General features: G+C 38.3%; 5 protein-coding genes. 1 reads left to right on the forward strand and 4 read right to left on the reverse strand.

Translation table 11 applies throughout. The annotated features are described in order from the left end of the window. Positions 1 to 165 precede the first annotated feature (165 nt). The 4 genes from Q4Q47_RS17950 to Q4Q47_RS17965 form a co-directional block, all read right to left on the reverse strand. Positions 166 to 972 carry an FISUMP domain-containing protein gene (locus Q4Q47_RS17950; protein WP_303308019.1) on the reverse strand — a complete coding sequence of 269 codons (807 nt, stop codon included), beginning with the start codon at positions 970 to 972 and terminating at the stop codon, positions 166 to 168. Positions 973 to 1,020: 48 nt separating this feature from the next. Then, positions 1,021 to 2,175, reverse strand: a complete 1,155-nt coding sequence (locus Q4Q47_RS17955; RefSeq protein WP_303308020.1) for a hypothetical protein — start codon at positions 2,173 to 2,175, stop codon at positions 1,021 to 1,023. Positions 2,176 to 2,229: 54 nt separating this feature from the next. Further along, positions 2,230 to 3,168 carry a T9SS type A sorting domain-containing protein gene (locus Q4Q47_RS17960; protein ID WP_303308021.1) on the reverse strand — a complete coding sequence of 313 codons (939 nt, stop codon included), beginning with the start codon at positions 3,166 to 3,168 and terminating at the stop codon, positions 2,230 to 2,232. An 823-nt stretch (positions 3,169 to 3,991) separates the two neighbouring features. Then, positions 3,992 to 5,569 (reverse strand): sodium:solute symporter family transporter, encoded by a 1,578-nt coding sequence (locus Q4Q47_RS17965; protein WP_303308022.1) that lies wholly within the window; start codon positions 5,567 to 5,569, stop codon positions 3,992 to 3,994. 2,199 nt (positions 5,570 to 7,768) lie between these two features. On the opposite strand from Q4Q47_RS17965, the gene Q4Q47_RS17970 reads away from it, so the two are divergent. Next, a complete protein-coding gene (locus Q4Q47_RS17970) occupies positions 7,769 to 16,258 on the forward strand; it encodes a BspA family leucine-rich repeat surface protein (RefSeq protein ID WP_303308023.1) in 8,490 nt (2,829 codons plus the stop codon). The last annotated feature ends 640 nt before the right edge of the window (positions 16,259 to 16,898 follow it).

Below are 16,898 nucleotides of genomic sequence, written 5' to 3' on the forward strand. Positions count from 1 at the left end.
ATCCAACCTTCTTCTCAGTATATTCCACTATATGATATAAACTAATATTTCCTAGGCCAGTAGTACCCGCATAATCCGACCAAATCCTTCAATACATTTTAATCTTAATCTAAAGTATAAAAATACTAGCCCAAAACTACTTTTAATATATAGCAGCAGCCATATTTAATCTTCTTTAGTACAACGTATAGCAGCACCGTATGAACGAACGTCATGCGTCATGCTGGCATTTGGGTACTCCCCATCAAGTAGTGCAAAAAAGACACATAAAAACGTGCTACCATCACCTTCAGCAGGAGAACTACACCAATAAGTCGCGCTAGTTTCCATACTATGAATCTCTCCAGTATGATTTAAGCGCCCCCCTATACCTGACAACGCTAAAACATTAAAACCATAAGTCAAGTTTTTCGCTTTTTTACCAGCTAGAATTAGTCCTTCTGGAGTATCTGGGTAGCCATTATCTATTCTTTCCTTCTCTACCCAAGCATCCAACTCAGCCCTCCACTCTGTGTGTGTGGGTAGACGATAGCCATCAGGGCAAGGGTCATGAGGTCCCTTTACAGGGCTTTCTTCTGTACCACTATTCCAACGTTTATCATCTTGTGGGGTAATCCAATCATATGGAAACGTTATATTAAGAACAAATTTATCTCCTTCTGTACCAGGAGTTACAGCCCATTGCGTTACATCATCATTTAGATCTATAGTAGTCGTAGTACTATTGCGAAACTGATGTCCATCGCTATTTCTGCCCCACTGGTATATATAGCCATAAGACTCTGTATCGCCTGTATGCGTGGCAACCCGAGTAGCCCCCAAATTTCGATCCATCCAAATCCTGCCCGCTAATCCCCTAATCTTACCTATTTGTTCCTGCCTTAATGCATCTAAAGACATAAAATCTTGCGCTATAATTGGTTTGCTAATCAATAAGATTAATGCTATTATAGAATAACTGACTGACCTCATAATACTTTTTGAAATAATTAAATTGTAAATGCTTTATTTTTTACTAGTCTATTTCTCAAGAAAAAAATAGTTTATATCTGTTCCATTATCTGTATAAATAACCAGATACATATCTCCGTTTGGAGAAAACATGGCACCTCTTATTTTACCAGTACTAACGCCATTTATTGTTGGCTCTGTTGCTGCATTAATAAGTATTTTAGCCCATGCACCTGCTTTACTACCTGCAATACTTACAGTATAATTTGTTGCTGAGTTTGCGCTTGTTACAAAACGTTCTCCTCCTATATTGTTTAAAGTAATAGTTGTTTTGTTGTTTTCTGATGCTACAGGAGCTTCTGTGTAGCTTATATTATTTGCTATAGCAGTTGCTTGGGCTTCTGAGATTGTAGTAGGTTTATTTACTATAAAATCATCTGCAGTATTATCATTCTGATTCCAGTCGGACTGGACATTCTGCTCTGCGGAACTGTTAGTTGCTATAGCAGTTGCTTGGGCTTCTGAGATTGTAGTAGGTTTATTTACTATAAAATCATCTGCAGTATTATCATTCTGATTCCAGTCGGACTGGACATTCTGCTCTGCGGAACTGTTAGTTGCTATAGCAGTTGCTTGGGCTTCTGAGATTGTAGTAGGTTTATTTACTATAAAATCATCTGCAGTATTATCATTCTGATTCCAGTCGGACTGGACATTCTGCTCTGCGGAACTGTTAGTTGCTATAGCAGTTGCTTGGGCTTCTGAGATTGTAGTAGGTTTATTTACTATAAAATCATCTGCAGTATTATCATTCTGATTCCAGTCGGACTGGACATTCTGCTCTGCGGAACTGTTAGTTGCTATAGCAGTTGCTTGGGCTTCTGAGATTGTAGTAGGTTTATTTACTATAAAATCATCTTTAGTAGTATCAGTCTGATCCCAATCAGACTGGACATTTGTGATGCCTATATAAATCTGCCAACTACCATTTTTATATACGTTAAAACTATTTGTCTCAGTATTAAAAACCATTAATCCATTCGCAGGGGCACTTATAGCATTTCTCTGAGATGTGTTTATACGTGGCATTAAAAAGCCTCCTGTAGTACTCTTCACTTCTAGGGCTGCTGAAGCATCTGGGTCTGTAGTGCCAATACCTATTTGACCAAACATTAATACAGTTCCAAAAACAGTTAATGCTATACTTAGTATCTTCTTTTTCATAATACGTTATTAATAAATTTATTTTTCTTGTTATTTTTGCTTAATCCTCCCTTATTATTGAACTACTAAACGCTTTGTCATGTATTGTTGTCTGTTATTAAATGAAAATTTTAAAAAGTACAAACCTTTACTCAACTCTGGTTTGCTTATACTATTTACACCTACTCTTACAGGTATGTTGTTGTAATTCGCAACACGTTTTCCCGTAACATCGTATACCGTCACAGATAACTGCTGTACATTAGCAGGCAACGTAAAATAAACATTTGTAGCAACAGCAGAAACTGGATTAGGATACAACAAAAACTCGCCTATATTATGCTCATCATCTATCCCAAGGGCTGATTTCTGTGAAACATAGCTAAAAGAACCTTCCTTTTGGTCACCTACATATTCCTCCCATTGTGAACCATTAAACCAAACCATTTTATAAGACGTACCATCAGAACCATCATATTTTGCATCAGATTTAGGAGTGGTTCCACTTATTACATAACCATTTGAAGTCCCTGAAACCTTATTTACAGTCCAATATTCGTCATCACTTAAAAAGTAATTAGAAGACGACAAGGCTGCATCTAAACTAGCTGAAACATCTACGGCTGGGTCATTCAAGAAATAGCCTATAGAAAAATTATCGTTAGATGCATTACTAACAATTGTAATTGGAGATCTTACAATTGAGCTTCCTACAGGAACCACCGTCGTTCCCGCTCCATAAACACTTACATAATCACTTCCTGCAGATCCGGCAAAATAATCTGTTAATGAAGATAAGTTCGTCCCTGCTTCAAAAACTACGTTACCTGTCGCAGATCTGGACAAATTCCCATTAAAAACAAGAGGCAAATCTTTCTTTAAATATAATATTCCTCCATCTCCAACATATAAAGCATTTTGAGCCTTAACATCCTGAATGAAGACACATAAAAAAAAACATATTAAAGTACTGACTCCAGTACATAAACTTAACTTAAAGCTATTTTTTTTCATATTGTATATTTTATGCAAATCTCTATACATATAGAACAAAAACAATACAAAAAACAATAAGTGGTAACAAATACACAATAATTGATATAAAAATGCAATAATTAATGTTTTAATGTGTAATAAATGGTATTAAAAATACAATAACTGGTGTTTTTAAGATGTAATAAAAATATGATACCAAATAAAGAATTTCTTGAAATAAACTATCCTCGCAGAGCCTTAGAGGTATTTCGCTCGTTTCATACCCAATCAAGTTGAACACAGGTTTTGAGCTCAAGGTCAAAAATCGAAATTCTGTATTTTACCTCACCCAGGATTGCCAAAAAAAAGCAATTCTGACCTCTCCAAAGGAGAGCTACTGTGTGTACACATATTTAAAAAAGACACGAATGACACAAATTCATACGAATCCCGCACTCTATGGCGTAGATTGGACTCAACATAAATACGAATCTCTGGCCCATACAGGCTTAAAATCTGTCTATCGACAGATTAATTAGTGAAAATTTGTGATATTCGTGTCAAGCTTTTCATTGTTCAATATTTGTGCACACACGGTAGCTCCAAAGGAGAGGCTAATAGGAAACCCTGCCTTTGCCAACAGGCAGGCCCGCCCCAAGGGTCGGAGAATTTTTAGATTAAAATCAATACAATAAATGATACTTAATTTAAAGACTCCTATTACTTATAACAGAAATGGTATTATGTGCTATTAAAGTGTTTTTGTGATTCATAGTAGTACTATGGAGCAGTAAAAAGACGAAAATTGAGTAAAAAAGGGCATTTTGCAGCCAATTTAAAAAAGTTTAAATCACTTCCCTATCTACCCCCTTTTCTTTATGTTGCATACTCGCATGAAAATAATCGGTAAATAGTTAATTATTATAAAAGAAACGGTGGTTAGTAAAAAAATAAACAGGGGCAAGCTCTTAATCCCATCTTCTTTAGTCATATTTAATAAAAAAGTCGAACCTTTACTAAAATTTAAAATATAAAACCAAGAAAAAAACGTCGTTGTTATTCCTAAAATAATTGAAAAAATAAGCACATAAATGTTTACCCTTTTTACAAATAAACCAATTAACAACAGAGAAAAAAGAATACATTGAAAAGAAGAAGCAAAAAAAAAGAAATAAACAGGGTCTTTCAAAATATCTGTCATTTTTAAAAAATACCAAACAATCATTATAATAAAAGATGTAATAATAATTGCTATTTTGCCAACATAACTATAACGGAGGTTTTCATAAGTGTTTAACCCCCCCAGCCTTTTTGAAGATCTATTTAAAGCCATATCTGAAGTAAAAGAATGGCTAATACCTATCAGGTAACTGTCTACTGTAGAGACCGCGCACATTAGTAGCCCAACAAAAATTAATGCAAGTGCTATTTTTAATCCTTTTTTAAAAACATAATCGTTTATTTTAAAAAAATAGTCAACTAGAACTAAGTCATTAGAAGGAACCTTTTCATAGTATTCAACCACAGGCTCAATAACATCCCTGATATAAATTCCGAAAGCTATAAAAAAAACCAGAGCGATCATCTTAAACAAACCAGACCACAAAACTCCTTTATTAGAAATTTTAAAGCTTCTTGTGGCACTAAATCTTTGCCAGGATTCTGTGGTTGTTAACAGCCATACAAAGCCTGATAAAAATGACGTCAATAAACGTAAATACTTAGTAAAACTCGAAGTTGTTTCATCATGGAATGCTGTTTCAGTAGTCAACTTCAGTTCTATGTCATGTTCGGGTTTAAATTCAATCATAAAATAGGCAGCAGCCATGCATGCCAATATGAGCATGCACATTTGAATTATATCTGTAACAATGATGCCTTGATACCCACCTAAAATGGCGTATAATGTTATTAATCCCAGCAGAGGAAAAAAAGCGATACCATTATCTATTCCAAATATTGATGAAAAAATACTACCCGCAATATGCAATTCAAATATTATTGAAACGATTAAGATAAGTATACTAACTACTGAGATGCAATAACGTACATACTTTATTTTTTCTTGATTATTACCGTTTATAAAAAGACTACTGATAAACTCCGGTAATGTCCCTCCATTATTAACATCTTCAATAAATTTTTTAAAATACTTTTTAAAAATCCAATATCCCGAAATGGTTGTAACAATAGATATGACGCCAAAAAAAATACCTTTAAAACCAAACACGTACCCTATTGTTGTAGTAATTAAAATAATTCGGAATGACAAGTCTGTCATAACCATGGCATTTATAAATGAGACGGTTTTTAATTTGCCCTTGAGGAGAAAAAAAGACGTGGCCTTTCTTGATTTTTTTAATAAACGGGATGCTTCTAGCAGTGATATAATACTAATTAAAATTAGTATTATAATTATACTTAACTTAAAGATTTCCATTACTTATGTGCTATTAAAAAGTTAGAGTTATGACTGGAATGAACTACCTAGAGGCAAATCTATTGAGGTATAAAAAACAAAGCTAGTTGATTTGGCTGTACCATGAATGTCTTTTTTCCTTTTCTTGATTTTTTACATATCCCTAATTGCTTCCTCATTTGAATACCATCCTATTGTATTTACGTAAAAACCACTAGCCCAAATTTATCATTCCATAGCTTCACCCTTATTACTGTAAATCTTTGAAATTATTGTTTTGTGATTATACGCTTTAATATGAAGTAGTTTAAACTTTTTATAATTGGCTGCAAAATGCTCTTTCATCCCCACATTTAGTCTTTTTATACCAAATAAAGAATTTCTTGAAACCAACTATCCCCAGGGTAGAGCCCAATGTCATTAAGTTAATGATATTAAAATGTCAGTTTGAGCGCAGTCGAAAACAATAAAACTCTGTCTTTCGATAGCATTTCGACTGCGCTACCATTGACGGATTTCATACAAAGACCGTTTTCATTCCTAATTCTTTAGCCATTCTAACGACTGCTTTTTGCTTATTTAGCAGCATTTTTTCTTGATATTTTTGTATTCCATTTTCCGCGTATTCGAGCCCTTTAACAAATAATTTCCAATATAACTCAGCCAATTTTCTGGCTACTGCTTTTATAGCTACTAATCCTCCTTTTCTTGAACGAATTTTTCGTCCAAATGCTCAATGTGACAGTATAGAATAAACACCCTTAACTTAATGACATTAGGGTAGAGCCACAGGGGTATTTCGCTGGTTTGATACCCAATCAAGTTGCCCACAAGGTTTTGACCTCAAGGTCAAAAAATCGAAACTCTGTATTTTACCTCACCCAGAATTGCCTTTTTTGGCAATTCTAACCTCTCCAAAGGAGAGGTTAATAGGAAACCCTGCCTTTGCCGGTTTACCAAGCCAAAGGCATGGCAGGCAGGCCCGACGCAAGCATCTGAGAATTTTTAGATTAAATAGGTATCTACTATAGAAACCGCACACATAAGTAACCCTACAAAAATGACTGCAAGCGCTATTTTTAATCCCTTTTGAAAAACATAATCGTTTATTTAAAAAAAGTCGATTAGAGTAAGCATACATCGGGGATCATTTAACAACAGCGGTTACTACAATCATTTCTGCACGGAACAATATACGCTTATCAAATTCACCCATCAACTCATTCTTATTTTCTTATAATCATAATATCACAGTTATTATTTTATTTATGCCATTTACATTATAATTACTACCACTTATGGTTTATGCAGTGAATTATTTTATGATATCACTTACTTTTAACGTACTTATTTTCTGTAAAGAAATAAGGTTATCTCTTATTATTTTGAAAGAATAATGTGGATGACGGGCTAGTATTAGTCATCATTGTCAAGCGGCCCATCACTATTGGTCGCAAAACAAAGTGAATAAATAATTTCTTGAAACCAACTATCCTCAGGGGTATTTCACTGGTTTCATACCCAATCAAGTTGCCCACAAGGTTTTGACCTCAAGGTCAAAAATCGAAACTCTGTATTATACCTCACCCGTAATCGCTTTTAGCGATTACGACCTCTCCTAAGGAGAGGTGAATAAGGAAAAACCGACGCAGAGCCTTGAGGAATTCTTTAGATTAATGTCGCTATTTTAAGTAAAGGTTTTTACTTATCATAAATTAATAGAAGGATAGGTTGAAGAAAGACCTTTAACGGGCTAATTATAACTAGCATTGCAACTAATAAACATTAAACAACTATAAAATATTTTAAAAATGAAAAACATAACCTCCATTATAAAGCTTTCAATAGTGTTTTTAGTTAATGAACTCGCAGCAGAAAGTACACTATTATTTCTCCAATGCTTATGGTATAGAACATCATGGATAACTGGGAGGAACATACATTGAATTTGAATGATAATCTACCCATAGATATTGTTTCTAATAATGGTAGCATAATATACACAATCGAACATACTAGTGATTTTATACATGAATATAAGTCGTCCGTCTCTTACCAACTTTATCAATGTAACTAATATGGCGCAAGTATGTGCTCAGGAGATTCTTCTTTTAATCGGAATTGAACTTTTGCTATTATCAAATAGATTATGAGAATGACGGAACTATCGATACCTCTAAGTAGACAAAGTGTTAATATAAAATTATAATACAATTACAAATGAATAAATTTTTACTTTTAAAAACAACAGTACTCTTTTCTTTATACATTTTCAATAATTGGCATGTCCAAGCACAAAAAAAATTACATTACTCCCCTCCAAAAGCTTATGATGTATCTACTGCGAAGTATACTACAGTATTTTCAATAACAGCACAAGAGACCGATGTTCAGGGGATGCGCTTTAATTCCGACGGGACCAAACTATATGTTATTGGTACTGTTGGCGATGCTATTGATGAGTATACACTTAGCACCCCCTATAGCTTATCTGGAGGTGTTAGCCATATAGGTGTTTATCCACTCTCTGGGGTTGTTTTTCCTACAGGTATGGTTTTTAATGCTTCAGGTACTAAGCTCTATGTTATAGATAACGGAGGGGCTCAAACTGATGTTACCGATAAAATTGTGCAATACACACTTGGAACAGCATATGATTTATCGACTATAAGCACCACAACAGTGACTTTAGGGACTTCGGGAGTTGATAATAGCGGTCATGGGATTGCTATTAGTCCCGATGATACAAAACTATATCTTGTTGGAAACCAGAATAACAAAATATTTCAATATGATCTTTCCGCACCCGATGTTTTAACTGGAGCGACAACTGTTAAGAATTTGAGCATTACAGATAGTTTTCCTACTGGTATGGCGTTTAATGATGACGGTACTAAACTATATGTGTCTGCGACGTATACAGATAAAATTAACCAATATGATCTTTCTACACCTTACGATGTCTCTACGGGAGTTAAAATAAGAAATATAGATATTAAAGGTAAAGATAATGCCCCAAGAGGGGTAGCTTTATCTCAAGATGGTTCAAAATTTTTCTTTTTAGGGAATCAACATAATCAGGTATACGAATATACCTTAGGAGATAGATTCTATCGAGAATCTTTAGTCAACGATGGTGGTTTGGATAATACAAGCCCTTTAAGCATTAGGATAAGTGGAGATACCTTTGCAGACAGTAATAACAATAATTTATTAGAGGTTGGTACAGAAGTAACGATTGGAAATCTCCCATCAGGACTAATCCCCATACTAACACTCAATGCAGGAAAAACAGAAGCAGTATTAAGCTTTGGAGGTAAAGCTATAGATCACCAAAGTATTAATGATATATCGAGTCTCACCTTTACCTTTACCAATGCAGCTTTTACTAGTGGTAATGCCTCTAATGTAGAAAATTCAGGGTCAATCACACCCTATAACAGTGGTATTGGGGTTAACTTTAAGGACAATAATCGTAGTTTATCCTATTACCCACCTAAGTCTTATAACCTTAGCATAGAAGGATATTTAAGAGATTTCGAAGTGGGAGGACAAGATAATACCCCGTGGGATATTACTTTTAATTTAGATGGCACTAAGATGTTTGTGCTGGGGACTCAGAAAAACAGTATTTATCAATATAACCTTACTACAGCCTATGACATCTCTACCGCAAGTTTTACAACAGATTTTTCGACAAATAACAAGGAGGTTAGCCCTTCGGGTTTAGCATTTAATGATGATGGAAGCAAGATGTATGTCATTGGTTATTATGGCGATGATATTAACCATTACGATCTATCTATACCCTTCGATCTGTCTGGTACAATTACTTATAGAAATAGTTATTCGGTAAAAGATAAGGAAACAGCCCCTACAGATCTTAGTTTTAATAATGATGGAACCAAGCTGTATGTCGTTGGTAATACTGGAGCAGATATTACAGAGTATACACTTTCTATTCCCTATGATCTTTCTACAATGTCTTTTCAGGATGAATTTCCAATATCGGGAGAAGGGTATCCAACCGATATGGCTTTTAACTATAATGGAACCAAGTTATATGTATTGGGCACACTCACCGATAAAATTTATCAATATGATCTTCCCACCCCTTATGATGTGTCTACAGGAACAAATAGAATAGAGGTTAGTGTTATAACAAGGGATAATGCCCCAAGAGGCATCGTTTTTTCTCAAGATGGATCAAAGCTTTTCTTTGTAGGGCAGCAACACGATAAGATTTATGAATACAAAATAGGAGAAGAAAATTATAAGGAATCTACCGCTAATGATGGCAGCATAGATAATAGCGATCCCTTAGTTATTGCATTGCGTGGCGATACTTTTAAGAATACTGCCAGCTTAACCTATGGGACAGATTTTACCATAGGTAATTTACCATCAGGACTTAACCCAGTACTCACACTTAATGCAGAAAGAACGGAAGGCGTTTTAACCTTTAACGGTACAGCTACAGATCACCAAAGTATCAATAATATATCGAGCCTTACCTTTTCATTTACCGATGGAGCTTTTATTGGAGGAGCAGCCTCTCTGATAAGCAATTCGGGAAAAGACAGCCCATATAGTAGTGCTGTTGGTATTGAATTTTCTAATAGTCCTTTTGTAAGCACGTGGACAACAACGGTTTCCAACGAGTCCATTACGATTCCTGTTGCGCCGGGAGCAGCGTATGATTATGACGTAGACTGGGACAACGATGGTACCTTTGATGCTTTAGGGCTCACAGCCGGAGCAACGCACAGTTACCCGGTCGCTGGAAACCATACCATTCGCATTCGGGGCCAGTTCCCAAGGGTCTATTTCAACAACTCGGGGGACAAGGACAAGATTATCTCGGTGGACCAGTGGGGGACCGGGGCATGGGCCTCTATGGAAGGTGCTTTTTATGGTTGCTCCAACCTTGCGGGACAGGCATCGGATGTCCCGGACCTTTCTAATGTCACTAGTATGGTATATATGTTCAGAGCAGCCACTTCCTTTAATCATGATATCGGGAATTGGGATGTGAGCAATGTCACGGATATGTCGGGTATGTTCATTTCTGCCACTTCCTTTGATCAGGATATCGGGAATTGGGATGTGAGCAATGTCACATATATGAGCAGTATGTTCTCTTCTGCCCCTTCTTTTGATCAGGATATCGGGAATTGGAACGTAAGCAATGTCACGGACATGAGCGATATGTTTTATCTGCCCAGCTTTATGAACGGTGGCTTGTCCACGGCGAATTACGACGCCTTGCTCACTGGCTGGGGGGCTCTGGACCTAAAGCCAAATGTGGTATTCGGTGCCAATAAGAGTAGATTTTGTAGAGCAAAACAAATAAGGCTGGATATCATCAATACCAAGAACTGGACCATTACGGACGGTGGGGAAAACTGCCCGCCCGAAGCCCCTTTTGTAAGCACGTGGACAACAACGGTTTCCAACGAGTCCATTACGATTCCTGTTGCGCCGGGAGCAGCGTATGATTATGACGTAGACTGGGACAACGATGGTACCTTTGATGCTTTAGGGCTCACAGCCGGAGCAACGCACAGTTACCCGGTCGCTGGAAACCATACCATTCGCATTCGGGGCCAGTTCCCAAGGGTCTATTTCAACAACTCGGGGGACAAGGACAAGATTATCTCGGTTGACCAGTGGGGGACGGGAGTATGGTCCTCTATGGAAGGTGCTTTTTATGGTTGCTCCAACCTTGCGGGACAGGCATCGGATGTCCCGGACCTTTCTAATGTCACTAGTATGGTATATATGTTCAGAGCAGCCACTTCCTTTAATCATGATATCGGGAATTGGGATGTGAGCAATGTCACGGATATGTCGGGTATGTTCATTTCTGCCACTTCCTTTGATCAGGATATCGGGAATTGGGATGTGAGCAATGTCACATATATGAGCAGTATGTTCTCTTCTGCCCCTTCTTTTGATCAGGATATCGGGAATTGGAACGTAAGCAATGTCACGGACATGAGCGATATGTTTTATCTGCCCAGCTTTATGAACGGTGGCTTGTCCACGGCGAATTACGACGCCTTGCTCACTGGCTGGGGGGCTCTGGACCTAAAGCCAAATGTGGTATTCGGTGCCAATAAGAGTAGATTTTGTAGAGCAAAACAAATAAGGCTGGATATCATCAATACCAAGAACTGGACCATTACGGACGGTGGGGAAAACTGCCCGCCCGAAGCCCCTTTTGTAAGCACGTGGACAACAACGGTTTCCAACGAGTCCATTACGATTCCTGTTGCGCCGGGAGCAGCGTATGATTATGACGTAGACTGGGACAACGATGGTACCTTTGATGCTTTAGGGCTCACAGCCGGAGCAACGCACAGTTACCCGGTCGCTGGAAACCATACCATTCGCATTCGGGGCCAGTTCCCAAGGGTCTATTTCAACAACTCGGGGGACAAGGACAAGATTATCTCGGTGGACCAGTGGGGGACCGGGGCATGGGCCTCTATGGAAGGTGCTTTTTATGGTTGCTCCAACCTTGCGGGACAGGCATCGGATGTCCCGGACCTTTCTAATGTCACTAGTATGGTATATATGTTCAGAGCAGCCACTTCCTTTAATCATGATATCGGGAATTGGGATGTGAGCAATGTCACGGATATGTCGGGTATGTTCATTTCTGCCACTTCCTTTGATCAGGATATCGGGAATTGGGATGTGAGCAATGTCACATATATGAGCAGTATGTTCTCTTCTGCCCCTTCTTTTGATCAGGATATCGGGAATTGGAACGTAAGCAATGTCACGGACATGAGCGATATGTTTTATCTGCCCAGCTTTATGAACGGTGGCTTGTCCACGGCGAATTACGACGCCTTGCTCACTGGCTGGGGGGCTCTGGACCTAAAGCCAAATGTGGTATTCGGTGCCAATAAGAGTAGATTTTGTAGAGCAAAACAAATAAGGCTGGATATCATCAATACCAAGAACTGGACCATTACGGACGGTGGGGAAAACTGCCCGCCCGAAGCCCCTTTTGTAAGCACGTGGACAACAACGGTTTCCAACGAGTCCATTACGATTCCTGTTGCGCCGGGAGCAGCGTATGATTATGACGTAGACTGGGACAACGATGGTACCTTTGATGCTTTAGGGCTCACAGCCGGAGCAACGCACAGTTACCCGGTCGCTGGAAACCATACCATTCGCATTCGGGGCCAGTTCCCAAGGGTCTATTTCAACAACTCGGGGGACAAGGACAAGATTATCTCGGTGGACCAATGGGGGACCGGAGCATGGACCTCTATGGAAAGTGCCTTTTATGGCTGTGCCAACCTTGCGGGACAGGCATCGGATGCCCCGGACCTGTCTAATGTCACTGATATGGCATATATGTTCAGAGGAGCCACTTCTTTTAATCAGGATATCGGGAATTGGGATGTGAGCAATGTGACTACTATGTCTGTTATGTTCTATAATGCAACTTCTTTTAATCAGGATATTGGGGATTGGGATGTAAGTAAGGTAACTACTATGTCTTATATGTTCAATGGAGCAACTTCTTTTAATCAGGATATTGGGGATTGGGATGTAAGTAAGGTAAATAATATGTCAGTTATGTTCAAAGGAGCAACTTCTTTTAATCAAGATATTGGGAATTGGGATACCAGTAATGTCACTGGTATGGCATATATGTTCTCTTCTGCCTTTTCTTTTAATCAGGATATTGGGAATTGGAATACAAGTAATGTCACTGGTATGGCACATATGTTCGCGGTAGCAACTTCTTTTAATCAAGATATTGGGAATTGGAATGTAAGTAAGGTAACTGATATGGCGGCTATGTTCATTGCAGCAACTTCTTTTAATCAAGATCTTGGAAATTGGGACGTAAGCAAGGTAACTGATATGGACGGTATGTTTAATTCTGTTACCCTTTCTATGGCTAATTACGATGCCTTACTCACGGGCTGGGGCACTCTGGATCTAAAGACAAATGTAATATTTGATGGAGGTAACAGTACCTTTTGCAGTGCAAAACAAGTAAGACAGGATATCACCGACAACAAGAACTGGACTATTACGGACGGCGGGGAAAATTGCCCGCCCGAATCTCATTTTGTAAGCACATGGACAACAACGGGCTCGAACGAGTCCATTACCGTTCCTGTTGCGCCCGGAACAGCCTATGACTATGACGTAGACTGGGACAACGATGGTACCTTTGATGTTTTTGGGCTCACTACTAATGCAACCCACAATTACCCAGTCCCGGGAAATCATACCATTCGAATTAAAGGGCAATTCCCAAGGATCTATTTCAACAACTCGGGGGACAAGGACAAGATTATCTCGGTGGACCAATGGGGGACGGGAGTATGGGCCTCTATGGATAATGCTTTTTATGGGTGCGCCAACCTTGCGGGACAGGCATCGGATGCCCCGGATCTTTCTAATGTCACTAGTATGATACGTATGTTCTTAGGAGCCACTTCTTTTAATCAGGATATCGGGAATTGGGATGTAAATAAGGTAAATAATATGTGGGGTATGTTCCTTAGTGCCACTTCTTTCAATCAGGATATTGGGGATTGGGATACAAGTAGGGTAATTAGTATGGGAAGTATGTTTCATTCAGCAGCTTCTTTTAATCAGGATATTGGAAATTGGGATGTAAGTAAGGTAACTAATATGTTGGCTATGTTCCTTGGAGCAAATTCTTTTAATCAAGATATTGGGAATTGGGATACCAGTAATGTGACTAATATGTCGACTATGTTCATTGGAGCAACTTCTTTTAATCAAGATATTGGGGATTGGGATACCAGTAATGTGACTAATATGGGACATATGTTCCATAATGCCACTTCTTTTAATCAGGATATTGGGGATTGGGATGTAAGCAATGTCACTGATATGAGTAATATGTTTAATTCTGTTACCCTTTCTACGGCTAATTACGATGCCTTGCTCACGGGCTGGGGCGCTCAAGATTTAAAGGCAAATGTAATATTTGGTGGAGGTAACAGTACCTTTTGCGATGCAAAACAAGTAAGACAGGATATCATCGACAACAAGAACTGGACTATTACGGACGGTGGGGAAAATTGCCCGCCCGAATCTCATTTTGTAAGCACATGGACAACAACGGGCTCGAACGAGTCCATTACCGTTCCTGTTGCGCCCGGAACAGCCTATGACTATGACGTAGACTGGGACAACGATGGTACCTTTGATGTTTTTGGGCTCACTACTAATGCAACCCACAATTACCCAGTCCCGGGAAATCATACCATTCGAATTAAAGGGCAATTCCCAAGGATCTATTTCAACAACTCGGGGGACAAGGACAAGATTATCTCGGTGGACCAATGGGGGACGGGAGTATGGGCCTCTATGGATAATGCTTTTTATGGGTGCGCCAACCTTGCGGGACAGGCATCGGATGCCCCGGATCTTTCTAATGTCACTAGTATGATACGTATGTTCTTAGGAGCCACTTCTTTTAATCAGGATATCGGGAATTGGGATGTAAATAAGGTAAATAATATGTGGGGTATGTTCCTTAGTGCCACTTCTTTCAATCAGGATATTGGGGATTGGGATACAAGTAGGGTAATTAGTATGGGAAGTATGTTTCATTCAGCAGCTTCTTTTAATCAGGATATTGGAAATTGGGATGTAAGTAAGGTAACTAATATGTTGGCTATGTTCCTTGGAGCAAATTCTTTTAATCAAGATATTGGGAATTGGGATACCAGTAATGTGACTAATATGTCGACTATGTTCATTGGAGCAACTTCTTTTAATCAAGATATTGGGGATTGGGATACCAGTAATGTGACTAATATGGGACATATGTTCCATAATGCCACTTCTTTTAATCAGGATATTGGGGATTGGGATGTAAGCAATGTCACTGATATGAGTAATATGTTTAATTCTGTTACCCTTTCTACGGCTAATTACGATGCCTTGCTCACGGGCTGGGGCGCTCAAGATTTAAAGGCAAATGTAATATTTGGTGGAGGTAACAGTACCTTTTGCGATGCAAAACAAGTAAGACAGGATATCATCGACAACAAGAACTGGACTATTACGGACGGTGGGGAAAACTGCCCGCCAGAGATTGTGCTTAATGGAAATGCTACAATATCGATAGAACAAGGCACCACTTATACGGAGTCAGGTGCCACGGCAAGTGACGATATCGATGGCGACATCAGTGCCAACATTGTAATAGATGATAGTGAGGTTAATGTGAATGTGGTAGGTAATTATACAGTACGTTATAATGTTAGTGATGCTGCAGGAAATCCTGCGACAGAAGTAACTCGAACGATAACTATCACTTCTCCAGATGTTACCGACAAACCAGCTATTAGTTTAAAAGCACCTAACCTGCAAGATATAGAAGTAATACAAGAGGTAGGGTTTAATGACCCGGAAGAGCTTGAGCTTGGTATAAATGAGCTTTCATTATACCCTAACCCAGTTTCTGTAATCGATACAGATATTTATTTTACTATGCCAAGTAACGTACAGCAATTATCGGTAACTATATATGATGTTACAGGTAAACGTGTTGCAAACTACGGAGACCTACCTGTAAAAAAAGGGACGAATAGTATAAGTAAACCTCAGGTGGATGAAGGTTTGTATTTTTTTAAATTTTCATTTAATAACGGAAAACAATACATAACAAAAGGTTTAATTATTCAATAATAACCAGAGCACTGACCAGTATGACAAGAAAATAAGTTTAGTTTAATCTAAAAATTCTCCGACCCTTGGGTCGGGCCTGCCTGCTGGCAAAGGTAGGGTTTCCTATTAACCTCTCCCTTGGAGAGGTCAGAATTGCTTTTTTGACAATTCTGGGTGAGGTAAAATACAGAATTTCGATTTTTGACCTTGAGATCAAAACCTTGTGGACAAATTGATTGGGTATGAAACCAGCGAAATACCCCTGTGAATCTGCCCTGAGGGTAGTTGGTTTCAAAAAATTCTTTAATAAAGAATTTTTTGAAACCAACTACCCCTACTTTGCCAGTAGCTAGTGTACCCACAAAAATTAATGCATGGACATACTTAAAAATAATACTATATAAAAGGTATATACGAATTTTCCTGTCTGTTAGCGGATTTTAAACCTGACTGTATGGGCTTGAGACAGACTGAAAGTCTAATTCGTATTTATGTCGGGCATAGAAATCTCGACCTTATTGAGATTCTATTCGTGCAAATTTGTGCTATTCGTAGCTTAATTATCGTTTAATACTTTGAGTTTAATTAGCAGTCGAAATCTTAAATGGTTTAGCTTTCTTCTTCTTTTTATTATTCATAACTACAGTTATTACCTAATTAT

The sequence above is a fragment of the Flavivirga spongiicola genome, from assembly GCF_030540825.1.
In the GTDB taxonomy this organism is placed as follows: domain Bacteria; phylum Bacteroidota; class Bacteroidia; order Flavobacteriales; family Flavobacteriaceae; genus Flavivirga; species Flavivirga spongiicola.

Coding starts and splice junctions, on each gene's coding strand:
- Q4Q47_RS17950 (WP_303308019.1), bottom strand. CDS start 972: ATGAGGTCAGTCAGTTATTCTATAATAGCATTAATCTTATTGATTAGC.
- Q4Q47_RS17955 (WP_303308020.1), bottom strand. CDS start 2,175: ATGAAAAAGAAGATACTAAGTATAGCATTAACTGTTTTTGGAACTGTA.
- Q4Q47_RS17960 (WP_303308021.1), bottom strand. CDS start 3,168: ATGAAAAAAAATAGCTTTAAGTTAAGTTTATGTACTGGAGTCAGTACT.
- Q4Q47_RS17965 (WP_303308022.1), bottom strand. CDS start 5,569: ATGGAAATCTTTAAGTTAAGTATAATTATAATACTAATTTTAATTAGT.
- Q4Q47_RS17970 (WP_303308023.1), top strand. CDS start 7,769: ATGAATAAATTTTTACTTTTAAAAACAACAGTACTCTTTTCTTTATAC.